Annotated in this window: 14 protein-coding genes and 2 riboswitches; of the genes, 5 read left to right on the top strand and 9 right to left on the bottom strand. The window is 37.7% G+C overall.

Annotated elements, in window-relative coordinates:
* Positions 1–354: 354 nt before the first annotated feature.
* The 3 genes from gcvPB to gcvT form a co-directional block, all read right to left on the bottom strand.
* Positions 355–1,815 (bottom strand): aminomethyl-transferring glycine dehydrogenase subunit GcvPB, encoded by a 1,461-nt coding sequence (gene gcvPB / locus LKW28_RS07430; protein ID WP_229139709.1) that lies wholly within the window; start codon positions 1,813–1,815, stop codon positions 355–357.
* Positions 1,808–3,154 carry an aminomethyl-transferring glycine dehydrogenase subunit GcvPA gene (gene gcvPA / locus LKW28_RS07425; RefSeq protein WP_229139708.1) on the bottom strand — a complete coding sequence of 449 codons (1,347 nt, stop codon included), beginning with the start codon at positions 3,152–3,154 and terminating at the stop codon, positions 1,808–1,810. Before gcvPA ends, gcvPB begins: the two co-directional genes overlap by 8 nt.
* 185 nt (positions 3,155–3,339) lie before the next feature.
* A complete protein-coding gene (gcvT, locus tag LKW28_RS07420; protein ID WP_229139707.1) occupies positions 3,340–4,443 on the bottom strand; it encodes a glycine cleavage system aminomethyltransferase GcvT in 1,104 nt (367 codons plus the stop codon).
* Between the two features lie 349 nt (positions 4,444–4,792).
* Positions 4,793–4,885: riboswitch (glycine riboswitch) on the bottom strand.
* Positions 4,886–5,175: 290 nt separating this feature from the next.
* Between gcvT and LKW28_RS07415 the strand changes: the two genes are divergently transcribed.
* Both LKW28_RS07415 and LKW28_RS07410 read left to right on the top strand, forming a co-directional pair.
* The gene (locus tag LKW28_RS07415) at positions 5,176–6,867 is read left to right on the top strand and encodes a DEAD/DEAH box helicase (RefSeq protein WP_229139706.1); all 1,692 of its coding nucleotides are present in this window, start codon (positions 5,176–5,178) and stop codon (positions 6,865–6,867) included.
* Complete coding sequence (locus LKW28_RS07410) at positions 6,845–7,639, top strand: YqhG family protein (protein ID WP_229139705.1); 795 nt, start codon at positions 6,845–6,847, stop codon at positions 7,637–7,639. Before LKW28_RS07415 ends, LKW28_RS07410 begins: the two co-directional genes overlap by 23 nt.
* 80 nt (positions 7,640–7,719) lie before the next feature.
* On the opposite strand, the gene LKW28_RS07405 is transcribed toward LKW28_RS07410, so the two are convergent.
* Positions 7,720–7,863, bottom strand: coding sequence for a hypothetical protein (locus tag LKW28_RS07405; RefSeq protein ID WP_229139704.1), 144 nt, complete (start codon positions 7,861–7,863; stop codon positions 7,720–7,722).
* A 239-nt stretch (positions 7,864–8,102) separates the two neighbouring features.
* On the opposite strand from LKW28_RS07405, the gene LKW28_RS07400 reads away from it, so the two are divergent.
* From LKW28_RS07400 to LKW28_RS07390, 3 genes are all read left to right on the top strand, one after another.
* Complete coding sequence (locus LKW28_RS07400; protein WP_229139703.1) at positions 8,103–8,324, top strand: hypothetical protein; 222 nt, start codon at positions 8,103–8,105, stop codon at positions 8,322–8,324.
* Between the two features lie 544 nt (positions 8,325–8,868).
* Positions 8,869–8,958: riboswitch (cyclic di-GMP riboswitch) on the top strand.
* Between the two features lie 29 nt (positions 8,959–8,987).
* Entirely contained in the window at positions 8,988–9,116 is a 129-nt protein-coding gene (locus LKW28_RS07395; RefSeq protein WP_229139702.1) for an anti-repressor SinI family protein, read from the top strand.
* Positions 9,117–9,288: 172 nt separating this feature from the next.
* Positions 9,289–9,615 (top strand): helix-turn-helix domain-containing protein, encoded by a 327-nt coding sequence (locus LKW28_RS07390; protein ID WP_229139701.1) that lies wholly within the window; start codon positions 9,289–9,291, stop codon positions 9,613–9,615.
* A gap of 394 nt (positions 9,616–10,009) precedes the next feature.
* Here LKW28_RS07390 and LKW28_RS07385 read toward each other — a convergent pair whose 3' ends face one another.
* The 5 genes from LKW28_RS07385 to LKW28_RS07365 form a co-directional block, all read right to left on the bottom strand.
* Positions 10,010–10,306, bottom strand: a complete 297-nt coding sequence (locus tag LKW28_RS07385; RefSeq protein ID WP_229139700.1) for a DUF5658 family protein — start codon at positions 10,304–10,306, stop codon at positions 10,010–10,012.
* A 117-nt stretch (positions 10,307–10,423) separates the two neighbouring features.
* On the bottom strand, positions 10,424–11,050 hold the full coding sequence (locus tag LKW28_RS07380) for a TasA family protein (protein ID WP_229139699.1): 627 nt from the start codon (positions 11,048–11,050) through the stop codon (positions 10,424–10,426).
* 50 nt (positions 11,051–11,100) lie between these two features.
* Positions 11,101–11,685 (bottom strand): signal peptidase I SipW, encoded by a 585-nt coding sequence (gene sipW, locus LKW28_RS07375; protein WP_229139698.1) that lies wholly within the window; start codon positions 11,683–11,685, stop codon positions 11,101–11,103.
* Positions 11,682–12,530, bottom strand: coding sequence for a hypothetical protein (locus tag LKW28_RS07370; RefSeq protein WP_229139697.1), 849 nt, complete (start codon positions 12,528–12,530; stop codon positions 11,682–11,684). The genes sipW and LKW28_RS07370 overlap by 4 nt, the downstream gene beginning before the upstream one ends.
* A 159-nt stretch (positions 12,531–12,689) precedes the next feature.
* Positions 12,690–13,322, bottom strand: coding sequence for a CalY family protein (locus tag LKW28_RS07365; protein ID WP_229139696.1), 633 nt, complete (start codon positions 13,320–13,322; stop codon positions 12,690–12,692).
* Positions 13,323–13,331 lie beyond the last annotated feature (9 nt).

The raw sequence follows: 13,331 nt of genomic DNA, 5'->3' as shown, positions 1-13,331 counted from the left end.
CACGCCGCCAGCGTTCATCCTGAGCCAGGATCAAACTCTCCAATAAGAGTATTGATTGCTCAATAAAATAAAATTAAAACGTTGACGCTTGTATTGTGTTCAGTTTTCAAAGAACTTTTAACCGCCGCTCAAAAGCGACTTTAATAATATATCATGTACCAAACTTTCATGTCAACAACTTTTTCAAAAACAATTTCTTCGTTTTTTAAAAGTGTGACTCAATCAATCACGTTGTCGTGATGACTTAACCTATATTATCAGCCCAACGTCCATTTTTCAATACTTTTAAACACGGTAATTTATGGTAAAAAAAAGACTCATCCAAAACAGGATGAATCTCTTCTATATAGATAGTTATTGTTTTTGATAGCGTAATACAGGTTTTCTTGCTGCTAATGTTTCATCAAGTCGGCTTACAACTGTTGTATGTGGTGCTTCTTGAACGATTTCTGGATTTTCTTCTGTTTCTTTCGCAATTTGGATCATCGCTTCAATGAAATCATCCAGTGTTTCTTTTGATTCTGTTTCAGTCGGTTCGATCATCATACATTCCTCAACATTTAGTGGGAAGTAAATGGTTGGCGGATGATAACCGAAATCGAGCAATCGTTTTGCAATATCTAATGTACGAACACCTAATTTTTTCTGACGTCTACCTGAGATTACGAACTCATGTTTACAGTGTCTATCATATGGCAGGTCAAAATGTGGCGCTAGTCGACGCATCATGTAGTTTGCATTTATTACAGCATTTTCAGTAACCGCCTTAAGACCATCTGGTCCCATTGACCGGATGTACGTATACGCACGAACATTGATTCCAAAGTTTCCATAGAACGGTTTTACACGCCCGATTGATTGTGGACGGTTGTAATCAAATTGATAGCCTTCCTCTGTTTTTACAAGAACCGGTTTTGGCAGATAAGGAATTAAATCTTCCTTTACACCGACAGGACCAGAACCTGGGCCTCCACCGCCATGTGGACCAGTAAAGGTTTTGTGCAGATTTAAGTGAACAACGTCAAATCCCATGTCTCCAGGGCGAGCTTTACTTAATACCGCGTTCAGGTTTGCACCGTCATAATAAACTTTACCACCAGCTGAGTGGATGATTTCTGTCATTTCCAAAATATTCTCTTCAAACAGACCTAGTGTATTCGGGTTGGTTAACATCAATGCAGCTGTATCCGGTCCAACTACTCGACGTAAATCCTCTAGATCTACTAATCCGTCCTCACCAGATTTTACAGTGATCGTTTCAAAGCCAGCTACTGTTGCAGATGCTGGGTTGGTACCATGTGCTGAATCAGGTACGATAACTTTTGTACGAGCAGTGTCGTTATTTGCTTCGTGGTAGGCACGGATCATCATTAATCCGGTCCACTCACCATGTGCACCAGCTGCCGGTTGAAGGGTCACTTCATCCATTCCAGTAATTTCTTTTAGATGCTCTTGCAGGTCATACATTAATTCCATCGCACCTTGGACTGTGCTTTCGTCTTGTAACGGATGGATATGGGCAAATCCATTGTAGCGAGCAACGTTTTCATTAATTTTTGGATTGTACTTCATTGTACATGATCCCAGTGGATAAAAACCTGAATCTACTCCATGATTCCTTCTTGATAATGCCGTGTAATGACGCATAATATCTAGTTCAGATACTTCTGGCAGTTCTGGCTCCTCAACACGAAGATAGTCACTAGGGATAATCTCATCCATATTTACCTCAGGTACGTCTAATTCTGGCAAACTATAACCAATTCGCCCTGGCTTTGATAGTTCAAAAATTAATGGTTGATCCTGCTTATTCATGGCTATCCCCCAATTCTTTTACAAGAGTATCAATCTCTTCTTTTGTACGAAGCTCAGTTACTGCAACTAACATATACCCCTCAAGCTCTGGGTAGTCACGGCCTAAATCATAACCGCCGATAATTCCTTTTTCGATTAAACGTGCATTTACTTCTTTAACAGATTGACCTACTTTTACAACAAATTCATTAAAGATTGGTCCGTCGAATGGAAGTTCGAAGCCATTTGCTTTAAATTGTTGCTTTGCATAGTAGGCTTTTTGAAGGTTTTGAGTTGAAATTTCTTTCACACCTTTTTTACCTAATGCTGTCATCGCAACAGATGCTGCTAATGCGTTTAGAGCTTGGTTTGAACAAATATTTGATGTCGCTTTGTCACGACGGATATGCTGTTCCCGTGCTTGAAGGGTTAATACGAAACCGCGTTTCCCTTGTTCATCAACCGTTTGACCTACTAGGCGACCCGGCACTTTACGCATTAATTTTGATGTAACCGCGAAATATCCACAGTGCGGTCCGCCAAATGCAGCTGGGATTCCGAATGGCTGTGCATCCCCAACTACGATATCAGCACTAAATTTTCCTGGAGGTGTTAATGCACCAAGTGCTAATGGATTGCTCGATACAACAAACATGCTTTTTCCGGTATGAGCGACTTCCTCGATTTCTTTTAAAGGTTCAATTTGACCAAAGAAGTTAGGATATTGAACAATCACACCTGCCACATCGTCATCCATTAAAGATCTTAATGCTTCAATGTCTGTTACACCGCTCTTTGTTGGAACTTCAACTACTTCAATGTATTGACCTTTCGCATAGGTTTCAAGAACAAGTCTAGATTCTGGATGAACAGCCCCAGAAACGAGTACTTTTTTCTTTCTTGTATGACCACATGAAAGCATAGCTGCTTCAGCTAGAGATGTTCCACCATCATACATAGAAGAGTTCGCTACTTCCATACCAGTCAATTCACAAATCATTGTTTGGAATTCAAAAATAGCTTGAAGCTCACCTTGAGATATTTCAGGTTGGTATGGTGTATATGCAGTATAAAATTCAGAACGTGAAAGAACATGATCCACAATTACAGGCATATAGTGATCGTACACACCTGCTCCTAAGAAAGAAGCGTTGTGGCGTAAATCAGCATTTTTTGCAGCAAGAACAGAAAGTTCTTTCATTAATGCAGGTTCTGATTTCGCCTTTTTAATCTTGTACTCGCCTTTAAATCGAACACTTTCTGGAATATCACTAAAAAGCTCATCGACAGTCGATACGCCGATTGCTTGGAGCATTTCGTTTTGATCTTGTTCCGTCATTGGTAAGTAACGATGTTTCATGAATGTACCCCTTTCCCACTTAGAGGATGTTCAAAAAGTCCGGTAAAAATGACACATCGAATTTCTGCGTTGGCTTGCTTTTGCGTTCCTCACGTATTAACTGCATACGTTCCGGTACTCAAAGCTGCACCGCCTTGAACTTCTTGGTCCTTTTTATCCTCCTTTTGAACCCTCACTATTCTCAGTTATTTTTTTGGACGCTTATAAAAAGGTGTTGCCACCACAATTGCTTTAAGACGTTTTTTACGAACTTGAACTTCAACTTCAGTTCCAAGTTCGGCATGATTTGATTTAATAAGAACTAACCCAATATTTTTTTGAAGGGTTGGTGATTGTGTTCCTGTCGTAACTTCCCCTACTTGCTCGTCACCAATATACACTTCATAACCATGACGCGGAATTCCTTTATCAATCATTTCGATCCCAACAATTTTACGAGGAGCTCCCTCTTCTTTTTGCTCTTTTAAAACTGCTTTCCCAATAAAGTCAGCCTCTTTATTTGGTTTCACCGCAAAGCCGATTCCAGCTTCGATTGGTGTGATATCTTTTGATAGTTCTTGTCCATAAAGTGCAAGATTCGCTTCAAAGCGTAATGTGTCACGAGCACCTAATCCACAAGGTAAAACTCCTTCTGGTTCTCCAGCTTCTAAAATAGCATTCCATAAGGTAGCTGTGTCCCAAGCCCGGCAATAGACTTCAAAGCCGTCTTCCCCTGTATAGCCAGTTCTTGAAACAAGTGTTTTCTTTCCAGCAATCACAACATCGTCTTGGAATTTAAAAAACTTGATTTCACTTAAATTTGTATTAGTTAGCTTTTGTAAAACAGCTTCAGCTAGTGGTCCTTGAAGCGCAATTTGTCCCATCTCGTTTGAAATGTTGACCACTTCCACATCACCAAAGACATGCTCTTTTAGCCATTCAAAATCTTTTTCTGTATTTGAAGCATTTACAACAAGTAAATAATGTTCATCGGATTTTTTATAGATCAGCAGGTCATCAATTGTTCCACCATTTTCATAGCACATCGCCGTATATTGTGTTGCGCCATCCTTTAACGTTGAAACATCATTTGTCATTACTTTTTGGAGATACGCTAAGCTGTCTTTTCCTTTTACATCGATTTCTCCCATATGGGATACGTCAAAAAGACCTGCTTTTGTACGAACCGCTTCGTGCTCTTCTTTAATACTTGAAAATTGAACTGGAAGATCCCACCCGCCAAAATCTATTGTTTTGGCGCCATGCTTTTGATACTCATCAAATAATGGTGTACGTTTTAACTCGGTCAAATCCGATTCCTCCCTCACATTGCATCATTTTAAAAGTTATTTGGGCCTCAATTCTAAAACCAAAAGATTCTGAAAACACAAAAAAGGACAGATAGACTCCACAGAAGTGTGAAGTCTCTGTCCTTGCACCTGAAAGTTTACCTAAGATGAAGTTCAAAAAGTCCGGGAAAAATAGCTGTCGAATCTCTTCGTTGGCTCGCTTCTGCGGTGCTCATGTATTAAAGCATACACTCCGCTCCTCGAAACTTCGCCGCCTCGACCTTCTCGGCTCTTTTTGTCCTCCTTTTTGAACCCTACTCTATTAGGTTTGCCCCTTTGGTGGCCATAAAATCGGCTCTCTCCAGAGTTGCGTCGAACAAGAGTCTTTTTGCCTGAGAGATTCACAATGGTTTTGCTTGCTCCTTCGGCGCTACAAAAAAGTAGTCTCTCCCCTTGTTGTCATTCGCGGTCTTCATATTTTTCATTTTTTTGGTAATACTAACGAAACGAATATGGAAATTTAACCAATTCCAGCCCAATAGCTTGTTTTTATCAATTAGAATGTATCACTAAACCCTTCTAAAAAGCATAGAGAAGCGTTTACCAACTACCTTCATCCTACCATTATCCAGCGGATTGGGCAATATATTATTTTCTTAACATTAATTTATTTTTTCTGTAAAACGTTCGTGTTTTATGAAAAAGTTCACTTTCTACTATATTAATACTCAACTAAGAAAGGACTGTGAATATATGAATGTCGATTTTGAATTTGATCAGTCGTGGCAGGGTGACTTTCTGCAAAGAATTGACGATGACGGTCCTTGGGCGAACTGGGAGTTGTACAAACTTGCATATGAAGTGGAAAAACACCAGTCGATACCTGATTTCGAAGGTCTTCAGGCTCCTAAGCATTTACCACAGTTAACACCACTTCCACATCAGCTGGAGGTGGCAAAGCAAGTTGTTGAAAAAATGAATGGAAAAGCGATACTAGCTGATGAAGTTGGGCTCGGAAAAACAATTGAAGCTGGACTGATCTTAAAAGAATATATGATTCGCGGACTTGTAAAAAAAGTGTTGATTCTAGTCCCCGCTTCGCTTGTATCTCAATGGGCTTCAGAATTAAATCAGAAGTTTTACATTCCAGCGGTTCAGCAAAAGAAAAGCTATATGTGGGAGCAATATGATGTGATTGTTTCTTCTATTGATACTGCCAAAAGAAGTCCTCATCGGGAAATCGTGTATGAGCAGGATTATGATTTAATTATCATCGACGAGGCTCACAAGCTTAAAAACAATAAAACAAAAAACTATGAATTTGTTCAAAACCTAAAAAAGAAGTTTTGTTTACTATTAACGGCAACCCCGATTCAAAACCGAATCGATGAGATTTTTAATCTCGTGTCCTTGCTTAAGCCTGGGCATTTAGGTAACCAGGAGAATTTCGAGGAGTCATTCGGGAAAAAGAGCCGCTCTATCGATGATCATGCGCATCTAAAGGAACTGGTCAATAAAGTGATGATTCGGAATCGCCGTGATGACACTGGAATTGAATGGACAAAACGGAAGGTTGAAACCGTTCCGATTGAATTTTCAGAGACGGAACAGGAGCTTTATGATGCGATTTCCGCCTATCGGTCTAGCTTTTCCGGCTTTGCGTCGAGTATGTTCTCAATTCTTACTTTGCAAAGAGAGGCTTGTAGTAGCCGCGAAGCCGTTTATTTTACATTGAAAAAGATGCTTGAGAAGAAAAATGAAGATGGTAGCGCTTCTGCCCCTCAGGATATGGTCTTAGGGCTCATGAATAAAGTCGAGCAAGTCACGCAAAACTCAAAGGCTGAAAAAGCAGTTGAACTCATTAAGCAAATTGATGATAAAGTAATAATTTTTACCGAATATCGTGCGACTCAAATGTATTTACAATGGTTTTTGCAGCAAAATGGCATATCATCCGTTCCATTTCGAGGTGGGTTCAAGCGCGGGAAAAAGGATTGGATGAGAGAATTGTTTAAAGGTAAATTCCAGGTATTGATTGCAACCGAGGCTGGCGGCGAAGGGATTAACCTGCAATTCTGTAATCATATTATCAACTATGACCTCCCATGGAATCCGATGAGGCTTGAACAGCGGATCGGGCGTATTCATCGACTTGGTCAGGAAAAGGATGTCCATATTTATAATTTCGCAACGAAGAACACAGTTGAAGAGCATATTTTGAAGCTATTATATGAAAAAATTAATCTGTTTGAGCGCGTCATTGGGCAACTGGATGATATCTTAACAAGACTCGACCTAGGAAATATTGAGGACCATATTCAAGACATCATGCTTCGGTCTCGTAGTGAAGGCGAAATGAGAATAAAAATGGAGAATTTAACATCAATTATTAGTTTTGAAGAACAAAATGGTGGTGAACAGCATGCAGCAACAGGAAATAGTTAATTTTCTAGAAAAATATTTTGTATCCAACCATTGTGAAATTCTTGAACGAAACCCTGGGCATATGACAGTCCAATTGACGATTGATTTGGATAAGCAACTTATGAACCGTCCCTTTTACTGGACCTATGTTGAAAAAACAGGTGGAGAACCGAATCCGATGAAGCTCACGTTAATTACAGACCGGGATCAAACACCGGATAACATAAAGGGTGATTTTATTCATTTCGGAACACCCCGCTTGCACCAAATTTTTGAATCAACGAAAAAGCTTGCAAGCTATATCCGGTTGTACCAGCAAAAACCGCCTGGCGCTCAAGGCAATACACCCCTTTACCCTTGGCTTGGTCTAAATGTGAAGGTTTCCTATAAAAGTGACCGCAAACGCGATGTATTAATGTCACTTGGCATTCAGCTTATAAATGGAGTTATTGTTGAGGATTTTCAGGAAAAACTTGAAAAGCTGCCACTTACTCCTAAAATACCAGATTTAACGTACACAATGTCACCGCTTGTCAGACCACAAAGTGGTGTCAATCGTCTTCAGCAATATGTGAGAGGCTATGTGGAAACACAGGATCACGCATGGGCAGATGAGGCAAGACAGCGCTGGGATGAGGACTTAGCTTTGTTAGATGCCTTTTATGAAGGTATCGAAGAAAAACCAGAGAGCTATGAAATTGAAAAACAAGCACTAAAGGACCAGTACGAACCAAAAGTTCTTGTCGAAATCATCAATGGCGGGTTGTTTTATCTTTGTCAAAATACGATGTAATTATGGCCTATCCTATGTTTTATAGAGTGGGTTTTGCCGCCAATGTTAATTTAACAAATTTTTTCTTCATTAGACTATTATTATTTAATATCTGCCTGTTCTGTCGGAATGGGCATTGTATTTGGACTCGCACCGACACTTCTACTTTGATCTGTCCGAATGAGCCTTGCATTCGGACTTTCAAACAGTAGTTCTACTTTGTTCTGTCTGAATGGGCTTGACATTTGTACACTGCAATGGAAGTTCTTCCTTGGACTGTCTAAATGAACCTCGCATTTAGACTAGTTGCCAGCAAATATACATTGGTCTGTCTGAATGACCCTTGCATTCGAACTTTCAATCAGAAGTTCTTGTTTAGTCCTGTCCGAATAAGGCTTTATAATCGGTTGTCATTCTGGCCTTTTATGATTCTGTTTATTCCCCGAAGGATAAGCTATAATAGGAAGCAAAAGGAGATGATAATTTGGCAACGAAAAGAGAAGATGTTTACAAATTAATTGAAGCGGTACCGGACGAAAAACTATCTGAGCTTGTCAAAATGATTAAACTTTTAACAATGCCTGAAGATGAGCCTACAAAAACAGAAATCAATGCAATTTCGGTATCTCGTTCAGAATATGAAAATGGGGAAACCTATTCTTATACGATTGACGAATTACGTAAGGAGTTTTTAGACGATGAGTAGGTATTACACTAGTATTACTCACTCCCCAAATCCCCCTATCAAAACTCTATATTAACCCCAATTATTGAAAAATCCCATATAATGATAAATAAATTACTTTTATCCGAAAGTTCTTGTCGAAATCATCAATGGCGGGTTGTTTTATCTATGTCAAAATACGTTGTAATTATGGCCTATCCTCATTTTTGGGGGTAGATAACATTTTTTGTGGGCATTTTTCAAAAGAATCGTTCGACAAATACCTTACATTTATTTGGTAATTCTACAAAAGTCCTTATAGAAATATCGTTATGTATTAACCTTAATTTCCTTCTAGTTAACAAATCCTGGGTCTTTTTCCCTATCCTTCGAGTTTCTTCTACATAAATGGTGAATATAGGGCATTTTTTATTAAGGAGGACAACCTATCGTTTACCTTTTTTAAATATTTTGACATCGACAGTTTTTTACAGAAAGTTTGTTTCCTATGTTTTATACTTCTAAATGTAATACAAAGGTTCTATACATAGAAGGACTATCGTTTTAGGTCAGTCGGCTGGGTTCGAACAGACAAAGGCAAACTTATTGAAAAATAGGGACGCAAAGTCACAGGTCTAAAGTTGAAGATTTCAATTATGACGGCTGGACTGCCTGGAATACTAATGTATTTTGGGAGGAAAACAAATGTTAAATGAAGTACAAAACAAAAACGAACAATTAGATCACGAATGGATCGACCTAATTTTAGAAGCAGTGGAGATGGGAATGAGCGTCCAGGATATTCAAGCTTTCCTCCAAAGTAAAACAGCATAACGGACCTTATTTATACATACAGCAACCAATTGTCGCAACAGATTGGAAACATATGGATGCAGGGAACTCGGTTAAATCGGGTTCTTTTTATTTTTCACTTTTTTGTGTTCTTATTATAAAACATTCACTTCGTTATATGTTATAATGGGATTAGGAAGGAAGGTGAAAAGTCATGATTGGTCAACGTATTAAAACATATCGCCTACAAAAACAATTGTCATTATCTGAACTAGCGGATCGCGCAGGAGTTGCCAAATCATACTTGAGCTCAATCGAACGGAATCTCCAATCAAACCCTTCTATCCAGTTTCTTGAAAAAATATCTACAGTATTAGGCGTAACGGTTAATGAATTACTCCATGAACAATCGGAGCCTGAAAGTGTAGAACTTGATTCAGAATGGACAAGGCTTGTACGAGAGGCAATGAAATCAGGAGTTTCCAAAGACGAATTTAAATCTTTCTTAGAATTTAACAAATGGAAAATGGATAATAAATGACGTGAAAACGAACCTTCATCGATGAAGGTTCGTTAAGCTAATCGGGCTTTTACTGGCAGTTGCTCCCCTTCAATATGGAATTCTTATCTTTAGAAAAAAGAAATTACTGCCAGTTTATGCGGAAAAAAATGCTTCGGCACATTAGTTGCCTGAAGCATTTTTTATTTTCATATGTATGTTTCAAAAGTGGAATTATTGTGGGATTCAAATTGTTGGGTAATTGGATATTTGTTCTGTAATGATGAAGGAAAAACTTCTCCTGCATCACGTGCAAGCAGGCTTATAAGATCAAATTGACATATAGGACATTTCCACTTACCGAGCTTACTGCTGCTAAAGGATGGTTGGTTACATTTTGGACATGTTTTCGTGTACATATGGTTTCCTCCATTGTTTAAAATATTTGCGTAATCCAATAGCCATGGAGGAAAAAGACATATGTGTATAAAGCAGTGGCTACATAGGATAAAGAACGAATTAATTTACTAACTGGGAAACGAATGATAAAGATAAGTGCTATTAAAAATATGGAAAGTAATGCTTTTGCAAAAAGAAAGAAAAAAGGATTTAACTCGTATAATGTATACATCAATGGATTTGCTTCTGAAATATGCCCACCAAGGATTCCCAAATGAGTGATAAAAGCGTCTAATAGATTTAAGATTGCTAGTAGAATGATGATGAATTTCATTGGGAACCTCACTTTAAGCTTTATAAAAGAGAATTAAACATTTTCTACTATGAAACTCTTTGTAATTCTCAATAAAGAACATCTTGGTAATTAAAAGCCCCTGTTATTTGAAATCGGTTAATCAACAGACCTTAATCGTCTTTTTAAGAAGATAAATAAGATTCCTCCACCTAAAACCAAAACAACACCAGCAATCAGTATGTTAAAGGTATTTGTACCAGTCTCAGGCAATTTTGGACCATCAACAGGGAGAACTCCCCCTAAGGTACCTTCTGCATAGAATTTCATTTCGACTTCAGTTTCCAACCCCTGGTACTCGTTCCCTAAATGTGAAGGAAATTCAACTGTAAAAATTAGTTCTTCTTGTTTACCACTTACAATTGGTCTAGGATTTATTTTTTTAAATTCACCTAATTTCCCTTTAAAAAACTCACCGCTGCTATCAGAAATGGTAAGATATAACTCTTCATACAATTTTTTCGATCCCGATTTTCGATCTGCTGAAGTTAAATAGTTAAAATCCTCTGAACCACTATTTTTTATAGTTAAGGTTCTTGTTGCCCAGTCTCCAGGTTTAAAATTATCAATATCAAATAATATTTTTTCAGGAGTCGTCATGATATCTATTACCTTATTAGTGTTAGTCGGTGATGCTGAAACTTGATTAGCTAGAAAAAAAAATAGAAGAGTACACACTGACATAAAATTTATTATTCTAAGAAATCCTATTCCCGTCTTCATCATACGCTCCCTTCCTTCCCTAGAAGGGGATCAATATTAAAGAATATTGATCCTTAATTTGTTTTCGTTTCTTCAACAGCATCTTTCGTCTTGCTACTTAAATCAATTTTTGAGATTGTTCTCCAGAGTGAGAAAATGGAATATAGGAATATTAGAACCCCTGGGACTATCATTAAAATAATTGTTCCTTTTTTGGAATCTGCAAAATCAGCAAAGTATCCAAGATATGGTATTGTAAATCCACGATATTCGGCTACTACATTTTGAGCTAATACTGGATTAATATCCTCTGTATTATTATTATCCCCTTTTGTCCGGTACATCACTTGATTCTCACTTTTCATAACTTCAACGATTCTATGGGTAATTAGCTTTTCATCTTCTTCCATGAAAGTAATAACATCGTTTTCTTTAAACCGCGTCATATCTCCACCTGTTTTAACAGCAATGATAGACCCTGTTTTTATTCCAGGCTCCATCGAACCCGATAAAACAGTTTTAAGCTGATATCCAAATACAGAAGGCTCCCCTCCAGAGAGTTTATTTGTTACGACAAGTGATGCAACGCAAATTAATAAAACTATTAATAAACCAGTAACAAAATGATTTAACCATTTTAAAATTTTCTTTTTATTCATTGTCCATCCTTCTCCTTATTTCCTTCGTCATTTGTAGATACATCTGGAACTGTGTTATTTACTGCATCTGGAGTTTGGTTTCCAGCATTACTTTCAGTTGTTGCAGGGGGCTCTTCACTTCCATTTGTAGAAGTTTGTTCCTTATTTTCTGGTGTCTGATTTGAAGGTTTATCTGATCCTGTTTCTTCTGTAGGGTTTGCTTCAGGCAATTCTATTTTCTCAGTTTCAACCGAGTTATTTGCTGGTTCTTCAATAGTTGATTCACTTTGATTATTTTGTTTTTTGCCATTGTCATCCTTACACATAACTTTTACCTTTACGCTCCAAACATCCTCAACGGATTTATTTGTTTGATAAGCATAAAACTTATAAAAACCTTCCTTAATTTCTAGATTTGTCATAAAACTAAGCTTGGTTTGTTCTCCACTGGCTAGCGCTGGAATTACGTCCTCCCCTTCAGGTATGTTGATCTTGGTTCCCTGAATTTTCGGATTACCCCCTTGTTCCTTTTCTCCATCCTTGTCATAATCTTTATCTATATAGTAAATCTCGAATTTACTTGGTGATTTCATATCACTATCACTAACATTTTTTATTGTAACTTCTGTTTTCGCAGGACATGCCTTTAAATTGAAATTTCCATTATCGGTAAATTTTAATCTGCTATTATCTGGCTCTACCCATGATCCGGCTGTAAGTGATATATTAGTTTTATCACTTGAGGTGAAGTGGGCAGATGTACTTGAGGTGACATATTTGATTGAAAAAATCATTAAATAAAACACCAAGGCTATTTTAAGAACGGCAAAAAAACGTTTTCTTCTTTGTTTTAAACCTTTTAACAATCTACTATTCCCATCCATATTTTTATTCCGCCCTTCTTCATTACAGTATTTATAGATATTTATGAAAACAAAGCCACCCATATGTGTTCATAAATATCTATAAAGTATGTAAGCGAGGAAGGAGATATAATCCCCTTCCCCTATTTCAATTATGCTATATTATCTTGCTTCACCTGGTGTTTGGTGAGCAGTAAATGTCCACTCAAGCTCTAAAGCGTCACCTTGGAATTCATTTTGGTCTGCACCATTGTCTACAAATTCAAATGCAACAAACATTTGGTCGTCAGATCCTGCAGCCAGACCGCTATCTTCTCCACCTAATCCAAGTAACTGTGTAATCCAATGATTTAAGTTTTCAACTGCATCTGGTGTCATATTTTGAAGGTCATATAAAGTAGTCTCAGAAATTACATCGTTATAATCTCCGATAATCCAACCATTACCTGTTTTATCGGCGTTTTCAAGGAAAAGAACCTTGATATGTTTACCGAAATCATCTACGTTGTCACCGTTAGCATCTACAACATTATAAGCTGTTGCTAAATCAATTGTTGAAATATCAAGTGATCCGTTATTTTCTAATTTAAATTCACGAACCATTGTATCCCCAGGCTTTAAATTATCAACATCAATAACAACAGATGGATTAACTGCTAAATCTAAAGTTCCAGCTGCAAATGTGTTGTTTGATACTTCTGTATCACTGAAGTATGCAAATGTTCCTCCCCCGATTAGTGATAATCCTAGTGCTGCTGATGCTACTCCTAAACCTAATTTCTTTTTCAAACTCATTTTTGTTTC

Source organism: Bacillus sp. REN16 (assembly GCF_020731355.1).
Classification (GTDB): Bacteria; Bacillota; Bacilli; order Bacillales; family Bacillaceae_L; genus Ferdinandcohnia.
The sequence above is the reverse complement of the archived record's forward strand: the minus strand, read 5'-3'. Positions and strand labels throughout refer to the sequence as shown.